An 18,730-nucleotide genomic window follows, 5' to 3' on the forward strand; every position below is an offset into this window, starting at 1 on the left:
GCAGCAGCGCCGTGACCGGGGTGATCGGCGGCCTGATCGGGCGGCGGAAACGTTAACACCAAGGCTTGCTGATCAAGGTTCGCACAAAAGAAAACAGCCTCCGGCGGGCAGCGCTGAGCCCTGTACCACGCTTATGTTTGCGTCGTTCCCGGCCTTCGAAATAGGGCACCGAATCAACAAATGGATGCAGGGGTCACCCCTGCCCGCCGGAGGCTCTATCTTTGGGTTGTGATCAGTGCGCTTGCGGATGACGCAGCGCCGCCAGCGCGGCCGCGGCTGCTGCCACGGTGCGGCGCACATCGTCCGCATTGGTCTGCCAGTTGCACACGCTGATCCGCATGGTGCGCTCACCCTGCCACAGCACACCGCTCAGAAAGGCCTCGCCGCTGGCGTTGATGGCGGCGATCACTCCGTCGCTGATGTTGTTCCCGGCGCGGTCATGGAATCGCACCATGCCCTGGTTCATCACTGGCCGCGCGATGCTGGCGGCGCCGTCAAGCGCCGCGATGCCGTCGTGAATGGCCAGCGCATGATCGCAGCAGCGCTCGATCATGTCTGCCAGTCCGTCGCGGCCCAATTCCAGCAGCGCCGCCAGCGTGGGCAGCGCGCGCGCCCGGCGCGACCATTCCGGCGTGTAATCCATCGGATCGCGGGTGTCGCCGCCTTCGGTCAGGTAGCTCGCGGTCATCCGCATCGACGCTTTCAGTGCATCGCCGTGCCTCGTGATGGCCATGCCGGCGTCATAGGGCGTGTTCAGCCATTTGTGGCCATCGGTGGCCCATGAATCGCACAATTCGATGCCCGCCACCTGATGGCGAAAGCGCGGGGAGGCATTGAGCCACAGCCCGAACGCGCCATCAACATGTACCCACGCGCCCGCCGCCTGCGCCATCGGCACCAGCGCGGCAAAATCATCGCTGGCACCCAGATTCAGGTCCCCGGCGTTCAGTATGACGATGGTTGGCGCGCCGTCTGCAGCAGCCAGCGCGGCCTGCAAGTCGGCCACGCCCACTTTCCCCGGCCCGCCGCCGCCCAGCGGCACAATCGCGCCGGTGCCGATGCCGAGCAGGCGCAGCGCACGGTCGTTGCTCGAATGGCGGTGCGCGTTGGCCAGCACCCGGATTGGCGGCGCGCCGAACAGGCCGTCCACTTCCACATCCCAGCCCGCGCGCGCCAGCACATGGTGGCGGGCTGCCGCCAGTGCCGTCGCGTGGCTCATCTGGCAGCCGGTGGTGAAGCTGTAGGCGCACGTCTCTGGCAGCCGCAGCGCATCGAGCAGCAGCCGCCCGGCGACCTCCTCCAGCACTGCGCCGGCCGGGCTGGTGGCTGCGAGCACGACATTCTGATCCCACAGCGTCGCCAGCACATCGGCGGCGTGCGCGGCGGGCAGCGCGCCGCCCTTGACCCAGGCGAAAAAGCGCCCGCCCAGATTGCCCATCAAGCCAGGTTCGGCCGCGCGGGCGATCAGGCGCACCACATCGGATGGGTCCATGCCGGTGGCAGGCAGGGCCCCAGGGATTACGGCGTTCATGGGGGCCAGGATATCGGCGCGGCTGCCGGTGGGGGCAACGCTGCGGCTGGATTGGCTGTCGATGAAGCGACGGCCTTCGGCGATTGCGATATCGAGCGGGGTGGAGTCTAGCGGGCACATGCGCCGCGTCATAACCGAGGCCCGCGCCACTGTCTTGATGGATTCAGACGGCGTGCGCGCCTGTCCTACAGGCTGGCCGCGATGCTAGACTGCACCCATGTTCATTTCGCCGCGCCACGTCCCATGTCCACCGTCCTCGATCAGGCCTCACTTGCCCCGCACGGGCGCGCGCATGAAGCGCTTTTCGTAACCTTTGTAACCTACAGCCCACCACCACTGCGCACGAAAACCCGCTGGCGCCGCAGCGGCAATCTGGCTATTTCGCATGTGCAACATGAAAGGGAGGCCGAAAATGGCCAACAAGCTGTTTCCCGATGCCCGGTCCGCGCTGGATGGCCTGCTGTTTGATGGCATGTCGATCATGTCCGGCGGTTTTGGTCTGTGCGGTATCCCTGAAAATCTGATCGCGGCACTCCGCGATTCGGGCGTGACGGGCCTGACCTTCATTTCCAACAATGCCGGCGTCGATGGTTTCGGGCTGGGGCAATTGCTGACCACCCGGCAAATCGCCAGGATGATCAGCAGCTATGTCGGCGAAAACAAGGAATTCGAACGCCAATATCTGTCCGGCGAACTGCAGCTGGAATTCAATCCGCAGGGCACGCTGGCCGAACGCATCCGGGCCGGCGGCGCGGGAATCCCCGGCTTTTACACCAGGACCGGCGTGGGCACGCTGGTGGCCGAGGGCAAGGAACACAAGGATTTTGCCACGGCGTCTGGAACGGAAACCTACATCATGGAAACCGGCCTGGTCGCCGATCTGAGCATCGTGAAAGCCTGGAAGGCCGACCCGTACGGCAATCTCGTCTACCGGAAAACTGCCCGCAATTTCAATCCGGTGATGGCCACCGCCGGCAAGGTGACCGTGGTAGAGGTTGAAGAACTGGTCGAAGCTGGCAGCCTCGATCCCGATCACATCCACACGCCGGGCATTTATGTGCAGCGGATGTTTGTGGGCAAGGATTACGAGAAGCGCATCGAGCAGCGAACGGTGCGTGAGCGGGAGCAAGCCTGATGTGGACGCGTGACGAGCAAGCCGCCCGGGCCGCGCAGGAACTGCAGGACGGGTTTTACGTCAACCTCGGCATCGGCATGCCGACTCTGGTGGCCAATCACATCCCGCCGGGCATCGATATCACCCTGCAAAGCGAAAATGGCATGCTCGGCATGGGGCCGTTTCCGTTTGCCGGCGAGGAAGACGCCGATCTGATCAATGCCGGCAAGCAGACCATCACCGAACTGCGCCGCAGCAGCTATTTCAGCAGTGCTGACAGTTTTGCGATGATTCGCGGCGGCCATATCGATCTTTCGATACTGGGCGCGATGGAAGTCGCGGAAAATGGCGACATCGCCAATTGGATGATCCCCGGCAAGATGGTCAAGGGCATGGGCGGTGCCATGGATCTGGTGGCCGGCGTGAAAAAGATCATCGTGCTGATGGAACACAACGCCAAGGACGGCAGCGCCAAATTCAAGACCGCCTGCACCCTGCCGCTCACCGGCAAGGGCGTGGTGGACATGGTGATTTCCGAACTCGCCGTGCTCGCCCGCCCCGCCAAGGGCGCATCGTTCAAGCTGATCGAACTGGCGCCGGGCGTTGATCTTGAGACGCTCAAGGCCCGTACTGAAGGGCATTTTGAGGTTTGACAGGAAAACGGTGCCGGCAGCACTTGCCGCCGGCACCGTTGTCTGACCGCGGGCTTAGAAGCGGAAGTTGACGCCGGTCATCACCGCGTGGCGATGATAGTTCAGGCGCGCGCCGCCGCCGATGCCGGGCAGATCGTCGTTGCCGTAATCGCCGTAGTTATACTCGACGCGGGCCGAGATATTCTTGGCCAGCATGTGTTCGTAACCGGCGCCCAGCGTGTAGCCATCGCGGTTTTCGGCTGGAACCAAGGGGTTGTCGATGGAGAAGCGGGCGTTGGAATAGCCGCCGCGGGCATAAAGCAGCCCATCGGGGGCAACCAGCCAGCCGGCACGCGCCGTGACGTTGATGGTGCGGCCCGGTTCCAGATCGAAGGTGGCAAAACGGCTGCTGCCGCTGCGGCCGGTGAGCGAGGTTTCAAGACCGACCACGGCCTTGCCGAGGTTGAAATCATAGCCGATCTGGCCGCCATAGGCGAAGCCGTCGCTGCGGGCGCGGCTGGTGGCCGGCGGCACGGTGCCCAATGTGAGCGACTGGCGGTCTTGCTGCCAACCGAGCTGGCCGCCGATATAAGGGCCGTTGAAATTCACAGCCTCTTGCGCGGCGGCTGGGCCAGCGATGGCGGCTGCGGCGATCAGGGCAAATACGATACGTGACATCATGGTCTTCCTTGTTGTGCGCCGGCGATGGGGGGTGCCGGCTGCACAAGCAAATGGACCATTGCGCATAGCGCAGGCCTGAACCAAATCAGGCAATGTCAGGGAATTACGGCAAAACCTGCCTCAAAGCTGCCGTGCTTGGTTCAGCCCTTCTTCAGGTGCCGCCGCCCTAGCAATTCGGCGATCTGCACGGCATTCAATGCAGCGCCCTTGCGCAGATTGTCCGATACGCACCACAGCGCCAGGCCGTGTTCGACGGTGGGATCCTTGCGCACCCGGCTGACGAAGGTGGCATAATCGCCAACGCATTCGATGGGCGTGACGTAGCCGCCGTCTTCGCGCTTATCCACCAGCATGATGCCCGGCGCGGCGCGCAGGATGCTTTGCGCCTTGGCGGCGCTGAGCGGCATTTCAAATTCGACATTGATGGCTTCGCTGTGGCCAACGAACACCGGCACGCGCACGCAGGTGGCCGTCACCTCGATATCGGGATCGAGGATCTTGCGGGTTTCGGCGGTCATCTTGCGCTCTTCCTCGGTATAGCCGTCCATGCCGCTGTCCGGGCCAAGGAAGCCGCCGATGTGCGGGATGACGTTGAAGGCGATGCGCTTGGTGAATTTTTCGAGCACTGGTTCGTCGCCGACGAAGATGGCGCGCGACTGGGTGAACAGCTCGTCCATACCTTCCTTGCCGGCGCCGGATACCGATTGATAGGTGCTCACCACGATGCGCTTGATGATGGCGGCATCGTGCAGCGGCTTGAGCGCCACGACCATCTGTGCCGTCGAGCAATTGGGATTGGCGATGATGTTGCGCTTCGTATAGCCATCGATGGCTTCGGGGTTCACTTCGGGCACGATCAGCGGCACATCATGCTCCATGCGGAACAGGCTGCTGTTGTCGATCACCACGCAGCCAGCGGCAGCAGCGCGCGGCGCATGAATTTTGGTCGGGCCGGAACCGCAGGCAAACAGCGCGATATCCCAGCCGGTGAAATCGAAATGCTCGATACTCTGTACCTTATACTCGCGGCCGGTCTCGCCATAATCGACCTTGAGGCCCACCGAGCGCGAGCTGGCCACGGCAGCGAGTTCGGCAATCGGGAATTGCCGTTCCGCCATGATATTCAGCATTTCGCGCCCGACATTGCCGGTGGCGCCCACGACGACGACTTTGTAACCCATGGCTCTCACTCCTTGGGTAGCGGCTGTTACCGGATCAGGCGCGCAAGTCCAGTGGCTGAGTGGCTGGCTTGCGGGCCAGGATGGCCGTGACCGCCAGATCGGCGGTGACATTGCCCAGTGTGCGGAACAGATCAGGCACCAATTCAACCGCCAGCAGCAGCGGCAGCACCGCGATGGGCACGCCCATGGCATTGGCGATCGGCACGCAGGCCGCCAGAAAGGTGATGGAGCCCGGCAGGCCACCCGTTGACACCGCGGCCACCAAAGACGCCAGCAGCGCGCCAACAAACGCCAGCGCGGTGTGATCCATGCCATATAAATGGCCACAATACAGCACGACGGCGATGTTGGCGCAGGGGCTGGTGATGCGGAAAATGCTTACCGCCAGCGGCAGCACCACGCGGATGGTGGCCTCGGGCAATCCCAGCCGTTCGGCGCCATCGAATATGGCCGGCAGCGAGGCGATGCTGCTTTGGGTGGACAGCGCCACCGCCTGCGCCGGCAGCGCGGCGCGCGCAAAGGCCAGCGGCGACACCCGGCCCAGCACCGCCGCCAGCGGATAGACCAGCGCGATCAGGCCCACCTGTACTGCCACCAGCACGGCGATATAATGGCCGAGCAGCCCAAAGGCGCCCAGCCCGGCCTTTATGCCCACGCTGGTTGCCAGCGCGAATACCCCCAATGGCGCGACCAGGAAAATCCAGCCGACCACCACCAGCATCGCATCCTTGATGGCATCAAACATGCTGACCAGCAGCCCGCGCCGGGCCGCATCAAGGCGCGTTGCAGCGAGCGCGAAGATGCTGACGAAGGTGACGACGGGCAGCATATCACCCTTGGCCAGCACTTCGAAGATATTGGCCGGCACCAGGCTGAGCAGCCATTTGCCGATATCGACGTTGATTTCACCCACCGCAGCCGCCTTGCCGGTGCTGCTGCGAATGATTGCAGCCGCAGCTTCAGCCGGGGCGGGCCACCAGTCCAGCAGCAGCGGCACGAACAGCATCGACCAGCAGGCCGAAAACACCAGCAAGCCAAAAAACGCCAGCAGCGCCCGGCCGGCCACGCGCCCGCCGCCGGCCTGACCCACCGATTGCGCAATGCCAGTAAACAACAGCCCGGCGATCAGCGGAATGATGGTCATCTGCAGGCCTTGCAGCCACAAATTGCCGATGGCGTCGCTGATGGGGAGCAGCGGTGCACCCATCGCGGCGGGCAGGGCCGCGCCCACCACCAGCCCGGCAATCAGCGCCAGCAGGATGCGCAAGGTCAGACTCATGTGAGCGCCGCTCCGCCGGTGAGGGTGCCCATGGTGACATACAGCTTGGCCAGATCATCAACGCGCATCGCCGGCACCGGCTTGACCGCTGCAATATCGACAAACAGCAGGCCGCCGCCCACGGGCACAGGCGCTGTGGGTATGAGGATCAGATACCTTGGCCCCTGGCCAAAATCATGCACGCGCGGGCTGGTGAGCAGCGCCAGCGCCTCGACATGCGCACCAAAGCTGACCGATACCACCGACATGCCGGCCAATTCGCCGCCCGGCGAACTGCCCATCATCCGCACGAACTGCGCGAGCGGGCGATACAGCGGCCCCAGCACCGGAATGCGCGCGAACAGCCCGTCGAGCCCGCCTTCCAGCTGGGGGCGAAAGCGGGTTTGCACGCCCAGCCCGATCAACCAGACCAACAGCGCCGCCATGCCCAGCCCGGCCCAGAACGCCGCAAATGGCGACGGCGTGAAAAACATGCCGGCCGCCCCCAGCAGCTGACCGAGCGGCGTGCCAGGCCCCAAGGCCGCGATCAGATAGCCCGATAGCCAATTGAGCAGAATGACCGTGAGCAGCACCGGGGCCAGAAACAGCAGCCCGGTGGCAAACGGCGCCAGAACGCGCCGTATCAAAAGCCAGCCATGATGGCGTCGCCCATCGCCGTGGTGCTGAGTGTGCCGCCCAGATCCGGGGTGCGCGCGCCCTTGTCGAGCGCGGCTTCCACGGCCGCTTCGACACGCAGGGCAAGCTCTGGTGCGCCTAGGCTGTGGCGCAGCGCCATCGCCAGCGACAGCACCGCCGCACACGGATTGGCGACGCCGCGCCCGGCAATATCGGGGGCAGAGCCATGGATGGGTTCATAAAGGCCCGGCCGCCCGGCATCACCGATGGCAGCAGACGGCAGCATGCCCAGCGATCCGGTCAACATCGCGGCTTCATCCGACAAGATGTCGCCGAACAGATTGTCGGTGAGGATCACATCGAACTGGCGCGGATTTTTGACCAGTTGCATCGCCATGTTGTCGGCAAGCATGTGGCTGAGCTTGATATCGGGATATTCGGCATCGCGCAGCGCCTGCACATCCTCGCGCCACATCAGGCCGGCTTCCATCACATTGCCTTTTTCCGCCGACACCACTTCGCCCTTACGGCCGCGCGCCAAGGCAAAAGCGGTGCGGGCGACGCGCTGGATTTCGCTGGTGGTATACACGTGGGTGTTGACGCCGCGGCGTTGGCCATCGGCCAGGGTTTCAACGCCGCGTGGCTCGCCGAAATACACGCCGCCGGTCAACTCGCGCACGAACAATATGTCCAGCCCCTCCACATACACGCGCTTGAGGGTGGAGGCATCGGCCAGTGCCGCAAAGCAGCGCGCCGGCCGCAGATTGGCATAGACATTCATGCCCGCCCGCAGCGCCAGCAAGCCGGCTTCGGGGCGGGTGGCATAGGATTGGCCGGCCCATTTTGGGCCGCCGACAGCGCCCATCAGGACCGCATCAGCGGCCTGCGCCTGTGCCAGCACGGCATCGGTTAAGGGCACACCGTGCACATCGATGCTGGCGCCGCCAAATAGCGCATCTTTGATCGTCAGCGGCAGGCCATGAGTGATCAGCCGCCCGGCCATGCGGCGGGCAACAGCGGTGACTTCGGGCCCGATACCATCACCGGGCAGCAGCAGAAGGGTTTTTGTCATCACCCTTCTTAGACAGCTTGGGCGGCTCCGGCCAAGCCGGATATTGGGCATGGCCGCCGGGTGCTGGTGGCCGGGCCAGACCAACCGGCCCGGCCGCCAGACTTATCCGGCGAACAAGCCCGCAAACTGCAGGGACCGCGCCATCGCGATCCGGGCATCGCGGCGCGATTGCACGGCGGCCAGCGTTTCGGTCCGGCATTTTCCAGCGGCACGAATTTCCGGCAGGCTGCGGCCTTCCAGATGGCTGCACAGGCTACGCGCCGCCTGCGACAGCCGGCGATCCAGCGCGGCAACGCCGGCGGGCCGGGCCAGATTCAGATCGTCGACTCGCACTTCAATGCTGCTGGTTTCAGCGGCAATCGCCGGCGCGCAAACAAGCGCGAGCAGCGCCATGGCAAATCGTTTGGACATTGCAATCTCCATCGGTTCAGCGGGCAAGGGGGCTTTGCCGCTGCCGTGGCCATTAGACCGAGGGGATGAACAACGCGGGTCAACCGGGTTGCAGCAGTGTGAAATCAATTGGTTCGCAGCACATGGCAGCCTTGCACTGGCGGCATGGCTGGCATCAGGCCTTGGCAATTAGCCCGCTGCGCCGGCGATCCATGGCCGGTCGGCCTGCAGCCGCGCTTCGTGGGCGCTGATCTTCTCGGCCATGGCCAGCGTCAGGCCAATCTCATCCAGGCCGCCAACCAGACATTCCTTGCGGAACGGGTCCATGGCAAATTCAAACCGGTCCTGAAACGGCGTGGTCACCACCTGGTTTTCCAGATCGATGGTGATGGCCTGGCCGTCCTGCGCCACCGCCATCAGCCGATCGATGGCGTCCTGGGGCAGCGTGACCAGCAGCAGGCCATTCTTGAAGGCATTGCCGGCAAAGATATCGGCAAAGCCGGGCGAAATCACCACCTGAATGCCCAGATCGGCCAGCGCCCACGGCGCATGTTCGCGGCTGGAGCCACAGCCAAAATTGGCGCCAGCGATCAGGATCGGCGCGCCGGCGTAGCTATCGAACACGTTGTCCGGCGCGGTGCGCAGCGTGGCAAAGGCGCCGGCACCCAGGCCGGCACGGCTGACGGTTTTGAGGAATCGGGCCGGAATGATCACATCGGTGTCAATATTGGCAATCCCGAACGGGATGGCCTGGCCGGACAGGGTGGTGAACGCTTGCATGACGCGGCTTTTGCACCGGCGGATCAGCGCAGGCAATGGGGTGCTTTCACAGCCGCCGCGTCCGGCCTACAAGTGGCCATGGCCCAGCATCTCTACCTCGTCGACGGTTCCGGTTTCATCTTTCGCGCCTATCACCGGCTGCCGCCGCTCACCAATCCCGAAGGCACGCCGGTGGGCGCGGTCTATGGCTTCACGGCGATGCTGTGGAAGCTGATTGCTGAGCTGAACCGCGCCGAAGCGCCCACCCACCTGGCCGTGGTGCTCGATGCCGGCAGCCACACGTTTCGCAACGAGATGTATGATGGCTACAAGGCCCATCGGCCGCCGCCGCCCGAAGATCTGGTGCCGCAATTCCCGCTGATCCGCGATGCAGTGCGGGCGTTTTCGGTGCCGTGCTTTGAGCAAGCGGGCATGGAGGCTGACGATATCATCGCCAGCTATGCGCTCGCCGCCCGCGCCGCCGGCATGAATGTCACCATCGTCAGCTCCGACAAGGATCTGATGCAGTTGATCGGGCTGGGCATCAACATGCTCGACACCATGAAAAACCAGCTGATCGACCGCGCCGAGGTGATCGAGAAATTCGGCGTGCCGCCCGAGCAGGTGGGCGAAGTACTGGCGTTGATGGGTGACAGCGCCGACAATATCCCCGGCGTGAAAGGCGTCGGCCCCAAGACCGCTGCCGAGCTGATCACTGCCTATGGCAGCGTTGAAGGCGTGATTGCCAACATCGATGCGATCAAGAAGCCAAAATTGAAGGAAACGCTGGCAGCATCGGTGGATATGGCGCGCCTGTCCCGCGAATTGGTGCGCCTGAAGGATGATCTGCCGCTGCCGGCACCGCTGGACGCGTTGACCCTGAACGAGCCGCCACATGCGCCGCTGGCGGCGTTTTTGACCAAACACGGCTTTCGCGCCATGCTCGCCAAGCTGGGGAGCAGCGGCGCCAGCGGCCCGGCGCCCGACCTGCACCGCCCGCTGGTGGCGAAGGTGGCACAGCCGGACATCGCCTTCACACCGGCCGATTATGAAACCGTGACGACGCTGGACCGGCTGGACTGGTGGATCGCTGAAGCGACCCGGATCGGCGCGGTTGCGGTGGACACGGAAACCACCGGCACCGATCAGATGCGCTGCGATCTGGTGGGCATTTCGCTGGCCACAGTGCCGGGCAAGGCCTGTTACATCCCGCTTGCCCACGGCAGCGGGGAGGGCATGTTTGCGACAAGGCCGCCGCAACTGGCGATGGCGGACGTGATTGCCCGGCTCAATCCGCTGTTGGCCGATCCGGGGGTGCTGAAAATCGGCCAGAATCTCAAATATGATCTCATCGTGCTGGCCCGCCATGGTGTGCCTTTGCTCAGCCCCTATGATGACACCATGTTGCTCAGCTACGCGCTGGACGCCGGGCGCTGGAACCATGGCATGGATGATCTGTCCGCCCGCCATCTCGGCCACACGCCGATTGCCTACAAGGATGTTGCCAAGGGCCTGAAAAGCTTTGCTGAAGTCGATCTCGCCCGCGCCACCGAATATGCCGCCGAAGATGCCGATGTCACCTTGCGGCTGTGGCAGGGCTTTCGCCGGCGGCTGTGGCAGGAGCAGGTGACGACCATCCACGAAACCGTCGATCGCGCGCTGCTGCCAGTGATTGCCGCCATGGAAATGGCCGGCATCAAGGTGGACCGCGCCGAGCTGGTGCGCTTGTCGGCCGCCTATGAAATCGAGATCAACCGACTGGAAGGCGAGATCCACGAACTGGCCGGCGGGCCGTTCACCATCGGCAGCCCCAAGCAGCTTGGCGAAATATTGTTTGACCGTCTGGGATACAAGGGCGGCAAGAAGAGCAGCAAGACCGGCGCCTGGACCACCGATGCCAGCGAACTGGAACGGCTGGCGGAAGACGGCGCCCCGATTGCGCAAAAGGTCATTGATTGGCGGCAGCACAGCAAGCTGAAATCCACCTACACCGATGCCCTGCAACAGCAGATCAACCCGCAGACCGACCGGGTGCACACCAATTTCCACCTGGCCGCGACCTCCACCGGGCGGCTGAGCAGCAACGATCCCAATTTGCAGAATATCCCGATTCGCACCGAACTGGGCCGGCGCATCCGCCATGCCTTTGTGGCTGCGCCCGGCAATGTGATCATGGCTGCCGATTACAACCAGATCGAATTGCGGTTGGTCGCCCACATCGCCGACGTGCCGGAGCTGAAAGCCGTCTATGCCGAAGGCGGCGACGTGCACGCGCTCACCGCCCGCGAAGTGTTTGGCGAAGTCACCCGCGACACGCGCGCGCGGGCGAAAACCATCAATTTCTCGATCATCTACGGCATTTCCGCCTTTGGCCTGGCGGCGCGGCTGGGCATCGATCGCAGTGAGGCGGCGCGCTATATCGATCTGTACTTCAGCCGATTCCCCGGCATTCGCAATTACATGGCCGAAACCATCGCGTTTGCCAAAGAGGCCGGCTTTGTCACCACCCTGTTCGGCCGCAAATGCCACGCGCCGCTGATCCTGTCCAAGAACCAGGGCGAACGCCAATTTTCCGAACGCGCCGTGGTCAATGCCCGCGTGCAGGGCACCGCGGCCGACATCATCAAGCGCGCCATGGTGCAGATGCCGGGCGCGCTGCGAGATGCCGGGTTGATCGGCACCCGGATGCTTCTGCAAGTGCACGACGAATTGGTGTTCGAAGTGCCGGAGGCTGAGGTGGAGGCGGTGCAGCCCGTGATCCGCGCCGTGATGGCGCATGCCCACCGCCCGCTGGTTGACCTCTCCGTGCCGCTCGGCGTCGAGATTGGTCACGGCGCGTCATGGGGCGACGCGCACTAACCCCTTCTCTCCCAGCCACGCCAGCATCGCTGCGTTCACCGCATCGGGTGCTTCCTGCTGCACCCAATGCGAGACCTGCGGGAAGCGCACGAGGCTGAAATCCTTGACATGTGGGCCATAGCCTTCGGTCAGCTTGATATCGAGCGCCTTGTCCTCCTCACCCCACAGCATCAGCGTCGGGACGGTGATGGGCGGGCTTTTCTCATCAAGGATGCCCAGATTGGCGCGGTAGTAATTGATCATCGCAGTCAGCGCGCCGGGGATCAGGGCGTTCTGGCGGTACACCTCCAGCACCTCGGGCGGGAACATCGCCTTGTTCACCGCCATGTTGAGGAAGGCGTTGGCGATGCCCTCGGCGCGGTTTTGCCGGAGCAGAAATTCCGGCAGCCATGGGATCTGAAAAAAGGCGACATACCAGCTTTTCAGCCGCTGCGGCCGGTAGTGGCGGATCAGTTCGCCGAACACCGTGGGATGCGGCACGTTCATGATGATCAGGCCGTCCAACTCCACCGTCCGCCGCATCGCCGTGACCCAGGCGATCACGGCGCCCCAATCATGCGCCACCAGCAATTTGCGGCGGGGTTTCAGTGCATCGAACATGCCGGCGACATCGTCGACGAGACGATCGATATGGTAGGCGGCTTTGCCGTTCGGCCGGCTCGAGCCGCCGTAGCCGCGCAGGTCCGGCGCGACTGCGTGCCAGCCGGCATCGGCCAGCACCGGCAACTGGTAGCGCCACGAATAGCGCGATTCGGGGAAGCCGTGCAGGCAAAGCGCCACATCAGGGCCTGTCCCGGCGGTGTCGCAGGCAAACTCCAGGCCGTTGGCTTTCAGGAGCAGGGGGGCGTGCTGGTTCATGGGGGGCAGTTTGCCGGGATCTTGGTTGGGCGCAACTGCGGGGATTTGGGGTGTTTGGCGCGGCCGGCGGCGGAGCCGCCGAGTCCGCTGGGGGTGTTCGAAGAAAGTGTAAAGGAAGTGCGCGGCGGAGCCGCGCCGTCAGACGAGTCAAAAAAGGCAGCCGGCGGGGCTGCCTTTTTCGCTCGCTGGCCGGGCTTGTGCGAGTCTAGCGGCGGAGCGCCGCCAGCCGCACTACGCCGCAAACTGATTCATCGTATTATGCGCGCCGCCGGCCTTCAACGCCGCCTCGCCAGCGAAATATTCCTTGTGATCATCGCCCAGATCCGAACCGGACATGTTCTGATGCTTCACACAAGCAATGCCCTGGCGGATTTCAGCGCGCTGCACATTCTTCACATAACCCAGCATGCCCTGGTCGCCGAAATATTCCTTGGCCAGATTGTCGGTGGACAAGGCGGCGGTGTGATAGGTGGGCAGAGTGATCAGGTGGTGGAAAATCCCGGCCTGCGCAGCGGCATCGCGCTGGAAGGTGCGGATACGCTCATCGGCTTCGATGGCCAGGTCGCTGCTGTCATAATCCACACTCATCAACCGGGCGCGGTCATAGGCGGACACGTCGCTGCCGGCCTCAGCCATGGCGTCGTAAACCTGCTGGCGGAAGTTCAGCGTCCAGTTGAAGCTGGGTGAGTTGTTGTAAACCAGCTTGGCGCTGGGCACGGCCTCACGGATGCGGTTCACCATGCCGGCAATCTGGCCGATGTGCGGCTTTTCGGTTTCGATCCAAAGCAGATCGGCGCCGTTCTGCAGGCTGTTGATGCAATCGAGCACGCAGCGATCCTCGCCCGAACCAGCGCGGAACTGGAACAGATTGGATGGCAGGCGCTTGGGCCGCAGCAGCTTGCCTTCGCGGCTGATCACCACGTCGCCATTGCCCACCTGGCCCACGTCGATCTCGTCGCAATCCAGAAAGCTGTTGTACTGATCGCCAATGTCGCCGGGCTCACGGCTGAAGGCGATCTGCTTGGTCAGGCCGGCGCCCAGGCTGTCGGTGCGCGCAACGATTATGCCGTCTTCCACGCCCAATTCCAGAAAGGCGTAGCGAATGGCCCGGATCTTCGCGAGGAAATCCTCGTGCGGCACGGTCACCTTGCCGTCCTGGTGGCCGCACTGCTTTTCATCGCTGACCTGGTTTTCGATCTGCAGCGCGCAGGCGCCGGCTTCGATCATCTTCTTGGCGAGCAGATAAGTGGCCTCGGCATTGCCAAAGCCGGCATCGATATCGGCCACGATCGGCACGACATGCGTCTGGAAATTGTCGATCTGATGCTCGATGGATTTGGCCTTCACGGCGTCGCCGGCAGCGCGGGCGGCATCAAGATCGCGGAACAACATGCCCAGCTCGCGGGCATCGGCCTGGCGCAGGAAGGTGTAAAGCTCCTCGATCAGCGCCGAAACGCTGGTCTTTTCGTGCATCGATTGATCCGGCAGTGGCCCGAAATCGCTGCGCAGCGCCGCAACCATCCAGCCCGACAGATAGAGATAGCGTTTGTCGGTGGTGCCGAAATGCTTCTTGATCGAAATCAGCTTCTGCTGGCCAATGAAGCCATGCCAGCAGCCCAGTGACTGGGTGTAGCTGGCGGGATCGGCATCATAGGCCGCCATGTCGCGGCGCATGATGGCCGCGGTGTAGCGCGCAATGTCCAGCCCGGATTGAAAGCGATTCTGCACGCGCATGCGCGCCACGGATTCGGCGTTGATCGCCTGCCAGCCCGGCTTGCCTTCGGTGGCGACGGCGGCCTTCCTGATTTCATCCTGATAAGTCATGGTCTGCTCCTGCTTGCGGGCCGCGCTGGGTGCGGCCCTGATGATTTGTAAATGCGGCGGGCGCCTTCACTGCTTAAGTTGCTGCCGCTTGATCCGCTTGTGCTTGTCAGCGCGGTGGACTTCGGCTAGGCCGCGGTCAACAGATTCTGTAAAAGAATCGTGTCGAAAGGTGCTATTTTCGCCAACTAAGCCTGTAAAGATGTACGTAATTTGACAAATATCCTTGCTTCTGCGCCCTCGGCTGCGGCTTTGGCCCTGCCTGATGCTGCGATCGGCATCGGCAGCCCGGTCCCCACGGCTGTGCTGAGCGGTGGCCGCAAGATTTTTGCTGGCGCGCGCGTGCGCCGGCTGCGCAACCAGCGCGGTTTGACCCAGACGCGAATGGCGCATGATCTCGGTGTGTCCGTCAGCTATCTCAACCTCATTGAGCGCGACCAGCGCCCGCTGTCGGCCAGTTTCCTGGTCAAGCTGGCCGAGAATTATGATCTGGATGTGCGCAGCCTGACCGGTGATGACGGCGGGGAGCTGGTTGAGGATTTGTCAAAACTCTTTACTGATCCGCGCCTGATCGGCATCGATGTGCCGCGCAGCGAGTTGAAGGATCTGGCCGTGCGGGCGCCGGCCATCGCCCATGCCCTGCTGCGCCTCGCGGCGGCCACGCCGGCCGTGGCGCCCACGCCGCCGCCGCCCGGCCCCCTGGCGGCGGTGACCATGATGATCGACCGCGCCGGCAATTATTTCGCCAGCCTGGATGAAGCCTGTGAGCGGCTGGCCGACGAATTGCGCTTGTCGGGGCCCGATCTCAATGCAGCGGTGGTCGATCGGCTCCGCAGCCGTCATGCCATCACCGTGCGTGCGCTGCCGATGGAGGTGCTGCCAAACCAGCTGCGCCGGCTTGATCTTCATGCCCGCCAATTGCTCCTGTCCGAATCGCTGGATGCCGCCAGCCGGGGCTTCGCGGCCGCGGTGCAGCTGGCGCTGATCGAATTGAAGGCCGAGATCGCCGACACCATTGCTACTGCCGGGATCGCCGACATGCTCGCCATGCGGGCCTGCACCGTGGCGCTCGGCAAATATGCCGCTGCGGCCATATTGATGCCCTATGGCCGTTTCCTGAGCGCCTGTGAGGCGACCGGCTATGATGTCGAACTGCTGCAGGCGCGCTTCGGCCGCGGGCTGGAGCAGGTTGCACATCGGCTGACGACCCTGCACCGGCCGGGCGCGCGCGGCGTGCCGTTTTTCTTCCTGCGCCTCGACCGGGCCGGCATGATTTCCAAACGCTTTGCGCCCGGCCCACCAAATGCCAGCGCTTCGCCGCTGCCGGTCACCGGCGGCTGCGCACTCTGGCATGTCTATCATGCCTTTGATCGGCCTGGCGAAGCGCGTTCGCAGCTTGTTGAGCTGGAGGATGGCCGCCGCTTCATCACGCTGGCGCGCACTGTCCGCCCGGCTGCCATGCCATGGGGCGGCGCGCGGCCCAGCTTTGCCATCGGCATCGGCTGCGATATCGCCCACGCCGGCTCGCTGGCCTGGAGCGCCGGCATCGAACTCAATGGCCCGGCCGCGCCGATCGGGCCGGGCTGCGCCGCCTGTCACCGCGCCGCCTGCCGCCAGCGCGGCGCACCACCCGCCGGCGCGCATCTGGCGTTTGACGAACGCCAGCGCGGCCTCACGCCATTTCGCTTTACCGACGATTGAAAGGCTCAATATGATCACGAATCCCGCTCTCCACGGTGTCCAGATCACAGGCGCGATGCAGCCCGGCTATGACAGCGTGCTCACGCCCGAGGCGCTGGCCTTTGTGGCGCAATTGCACCGCATGTACGAACCGACCCGGCAAAGCCTGCTGCGCGCCCGCGGCCAGCGCCAGGCCTGGATCAACGAAGAAGGCTTCATCGGCTTTGCGCCGGAATATTCTGCCATCCGCGATGATCGTTCATGGCAAGTGCGGCCCGCCGCGCCGGATCTGACCGACCGGCGCGTTGAAATCACTGGGCCGTGCGACCGCAAGATGGTGATCAACGCGCTCAACAGCGGCGCGCAATGCTTCATGGCCTGCCTGGAAGACGCCTCCGCCCCGACGTGGGAGGTGATGGTGCAGGGCCAGGTCAATCTGCGCGATGCCGCCGCTGGCACCATCAGCCTTGAGGACAAGGGCAAGACCTACAAGCTGAACGAAAAGACCGCCGTGCTGATCTGCCGCCCGCGCGGCTGGCACCTCGATGAAGCGCATATGCTGGTCGATGGCGAGCGTGTTGCCGGCGCCATCTTCGATTTCGGCCTGTATTTCTTCCACAATGCCCGAGCCTTGCTGGCCAAGGGCAGCGGGCCATATTTCTACCTGCCCAAGCTGGAGCACAGCCTGGAGGCCCGGCTGTGGAACAATGTCTTCGTGTCGGCGCAATCGATGGCGGGTCTGCCGATGGGCACGATTCGGGCCACCGTGCTGATCGAAACCCTGCCCGGCGCATTCATGGCCGAAGAGATTTTGTACGAACTGCGCGATCACATCACCGCGCTGAATTGCGGACGCTGGGATTATATCTTCAGCTATATCAAGACCTTCCAAAGCGATGCCAGCAAGCTGCTGCCCGACCGCGCTGCCGTCAACATGGGTGTGCCGTTCATGGCGGCCTATGCCGCGCACGTGGTGCGGGTGTGTCACCGCCGCGGTGCCCACGCGATGGGCGGCATGAGCGCCTTCATCCCGGTCAAGGATGACGAGGCCGCCAACGCCGCAGCCTTTGCCGCCGTGCGCGCCGACAAGGAACGCGAAGCGAAGCTGGGCCACGACGGCACCTGGGTTGCCCACCCCGGCCTCGTGTCAGTGGCGCGCGATGTGTTCGATCGGCTGATGCCCGGCCCCAACCAGCTGGACGTGATCCCGGCCGGCGAAGCCACCATGGCCGATCTGGTCACACCGCCCGCCGGGCCGCGCACGCTGGCGGGCCTGACCAACAACATCAATGTCGGCATCGGCTATGTCGCGGCGTGGCTGCGCGGCCAGGGCGCCGTGCCGCTGCACAATCTGATGGAAGATGCCGCCACTGCCGAAATCAGCCGCACCCAATTGTGGCAATGGCGCACCCACGGCGCCGCGCTGGACAGCGGCGAGCATGTCGATGCCGATCTGATCGCGCGGGTGACCGATGAGCAATTGGCCGTCTGGCGTGCGCAAGTCGGTGACAATTTCTTCGAAGCCGGCAAATATCGCGAAGCCGCCGATCTGTTCCGCACGCTGGTGCTGGCCGAAGAGCTCGAACCATTCCTGACCTTGCCTGCCTACGCCTATTATTTCGCCAAATAAGCGCGGAGGGCGTCCATAGAGAGAAGAAAAGCTTCCGGCGGGCAGGGGTGACCCCTGCACCCAATTGTTGGTTCGGTGCCCTGTTTCGAAAGTCGGGAACCCACCAAACAAAAGAGTGGTGAAGGGCTCAGCCCTGCCCGCCGGAGGCTTTCTGCTTATGGATGGGCGGCGATCAGCAAGCCTTGGTATTACTCGCCGCGGTCGCCGCGCCGCGCGGGAAGGCCCAGTTTGGCGATCGTTGCGGCCGTCACCTTGTCTTTGTATTTGTTGCCGAAATTGCTGCGGACATAGTTGATCACATCGGCGATCTGCTGATCGTTCAGCGGGCCGCGAAACCACGGCATGGCGCCCTTGCCGCCGGTGACCACGGCAATCGGATACTCCACCGCTTCGAGCGCGCCATTCTTGGCCAGTGCAGTGATCTTGCCGGCGCCCTCACCGCCCATGGCGTTGGCCATGTGGCAGGCCTTGCAGATATTCTCATACACTTCGGCGCCGGGGTGCGGCGCAGCGGCGGGTTTCTGGGCCAGCGCCGGCGCTGCCAGCAGCAACGACATCAGGAATATGCGCATCTTCAAGCCTCCAGGGCGCGTTTGTGCAGGCGGGTGACAGCATCCAGCGACGACAA

The 18,730-nt window shown here is 63.9% G+C and carries 16 protein-coding genes; 5 read left to right on the plus strand and 11 right to left on the minus strand.

Annotated elements, in window-relative coordinates:
• Positions 1-232 precede the first annotated feature (232 nt).
• Positions 233-1,663, minus strand: coding sequence for a pyridoxal phosphate-dependent decarboxylase family protein (locus ABWP50_RS05295; protein WP_353216947.1), 1,431 nt, complete (start codon positions 1,661-1,663; stop codon positions 233-235).
• Positions 1,664-1,943: 280 nt separating this feature from the next.
• On the opposite strand from ABWP50_RS05295, the gene ABWP50_RS05300 reads away from it, so the two are divergent.
• Both ABWP50_RS05300 and ABWP50_RS05305 read left to right on the plus strand, forming a co-directional pair.
• Positions 1,944-2,666 (plus strand): CoA transferase subunit A, encoded by a 723-nt coding sequence (locus ABWP50_RS05300; protein ID WP_353216948.1) that lies wholly within the window; start codon positions 1,944-1,946, stop codon positions 2,664-2,666.
• Complete coding sequence (locus ABWP50_RS05305) at positions 2,666-3,298, plus strand: 3-oxoacid CoA-transferase subunit B (protein ID WP_502950983.1); 633 nt, start codon at positions 2,666-2,668, stop codon at positions 3,296-3,298. The genes ABWP50_RS05300 and ABWP50_RS05305 overlap by 1 nt, the downstream gene beginning before the upstream one ends.
• Positions 3,299-3,352: 54 nt before the next feature.
• Here the strand turns inward: ABWP50_RS05305 and ABWP50_RS05310 are convergent, their stop codons facing one another.
• The 7 genes from ABWP50_RS05310 to leuD all read right to left on the minus strand — a co-directional run bounded on the left by ABWP50_RS05310 (position 3,353) and on the right by leuD (position 9,275).
• On the minus strand, positions 3,353-3,958 hold the full coding sequence (locus ABWP50_RS05310; protein ID WP_353216949.1) for an outer membrane protein: 606 nt from the start codon (positions 3,956-3,958) through the stop codon (positions 3,353-3,355).
• 140 nt (positions 3,959-4,098) lie between these two features.
• Positions 4,099-5,139 carry an aspartate-semialdehyde dehydrogenase gene (locus ABWP50_RS05315; protein WP_353216950.1) on the minus strand — a complete coding sequence of 347 codons (1,041 nt, stop codon included), beginning with the start codon at positions 5,137-5,139 and terminating at the stop codon, positions 4,099-4,101.
• 34 nt (positions 5,140-5,173) lie between these two features.
• Positions 5,174-6,418, minus strand: a complete 1,245-nt coding sequence (locus tag ABWP50_RS05320) for a dicarboxylate/amino acid:cation symporter (protein ID WP_353216951.1) — start codon at positions 6,416-6,418, stop codon at positions 5,174-5,176.
• Positions 6,415-7,044, minus strand: a complete 630-nt coding sequence (locus ABWP50_RS05325) for a DUF502 domain-containing protein (RefSeq protein WP_353216952.1) — start codon at positions 7,042-7,044, stop codon at positions 6,415-6,417. Before ABWP50_RS05325 ends, ABWP50_RS05320 begins: the two co-directional genes overlap by 4 nt.
• On the minus strand, positions 7,041-8,105 hold the full coding sequence (leuB, locus tag ABWP50_RS05330; RefSeq protein WP_353216953.1) for a 3-isopropylmalate dehydrogenase: 1,065 nt from the start codon (positions 8,103-8,105) through the stop codon (positions 7,041-7,043). Before leuB ends, ABWP50_RS05325 begins: the two co-directional genes overlap by 4 nt.
• 102 nt (positions 8,106-8,207) lie before the next feature.
• Positions 8,208-8,516, minus strand: a complete 309-nt coding sequence (locus tag ABWP50_RS05335) for a UrcA family protein (RefSeq protein ID WP_353216954.1) — start codon at positions 8,514-8,516, stop codon at positions 8,208-8,210.
• Positions 8,517-8,684: 168 nt separating this feature from the next.
• Positions 8,685-9,275: a 3-isopropylmalate dehydratase small subunit gene (gene leuD / locus ABWP50_RS05340; protein ID WP_353216955.1), complete on the minus strand. Its 591-nt coding sequence runs from the start codon at positions 9,273-9,275 to the stop codon at positions 8,685-8,687.
• Between the two features lie 78 nt (positions 9,276-9,353).
• Between leuD and polA the strand changes: the two genes are divergently transcribed.
• Positions 9,354-12,113 (plus strand): DNA polymerase I, encoded by a 2,760-nt coding sequence (gene polA / locus ABWP50_RS05345; RefSeq protein WP_353216956.1) that lies wholly within the window; start codon positions 9,354-9,356, stop codon positions 12,111-12,113.
• Here polA and ABWP50_RS05350 read toward each other — a convergent pair.
• Both ABWP50_RS05350 and ABWP50_RS05355 read right to left on the minus strand, forming a co-directional pair.
• On the minus strand, positions 12,093-12,971 hold the full coding sequence (locus tag ABWP50_RS05350; RefSeq protein WP_353216957.1) for an alpha/beta fold hydrolase: 879 nt from the start codon (positions 12,969-12,971) through the stop codon (positions 12,093-12,095). The genes polA and ABWP50_RS05350 overlap by 21 nt on opposite strands.
• Before the next feature lie 231 nt (positions 12,972-13,202).
• Entirely contained in the window at positions 13,203-14,795 is a 1,593-nt protein-coding gene (locus ABWP50_RS05355; RefSeq protein ID WP_353216958.1) for an isocitrate lyase, read from the minus strand.
• Positions 14,796-15,044: 249 nt separating this feature from the next.
• Here ABWP50_RS05355 and ABWP50_RS05360 point away from each other — a divergent pair, with 249 nt between their 5' ends.
• Entirely contained in the window at positions 15,045-16,493 is a 1,449-nt protein-coding gene (locus tag ABWP50_RS05360) for a helix-turn-helix domain-containing protein (protein WP_353216959.1), read from the plus strand.
• Positions 16,494-16,503: 10 nt separating this feature from the next.
• Positions 16,504-18,102, plus strand: coding sequence for a malate synthase A (aceB, locus tag ABWP50_RS05365; RefSeq protein WP_353216960.1), 1,599 nt, complete (start codon positions 16,504-16,506; stop codon positions 18,100-18,102).
• A gap of 188 nt (positions 18,103-18,290) precedes the next feature.
• On the opposite strand, the gene ABWP50_RS05370 is transcribed toward aceB, so the two are convergent.
• The gene (locus ABWP50_RS05370) at positions 18,291-18,674 is read right to left on the minus strand and encodes a c-type cytochrome (protein WP_353216961.1); all 384 of its coding nucleotides are present in this window, start codon (positions 18,672-18,674) and stop codon (positions 18,291-18,293) included.
• Positions 18,675-18,730: the final 56 nt, after the last annotated feature.

It is taken from the genome of Sandarakinorhabdus sp. (assembly GCF_040398645.1).
Lineage (GTDB): Bacteria > Pseudomonadota > Alphaproteobacteria > Sphingomonadales > Sphingomonadaceae > Sandarakinorhabdus.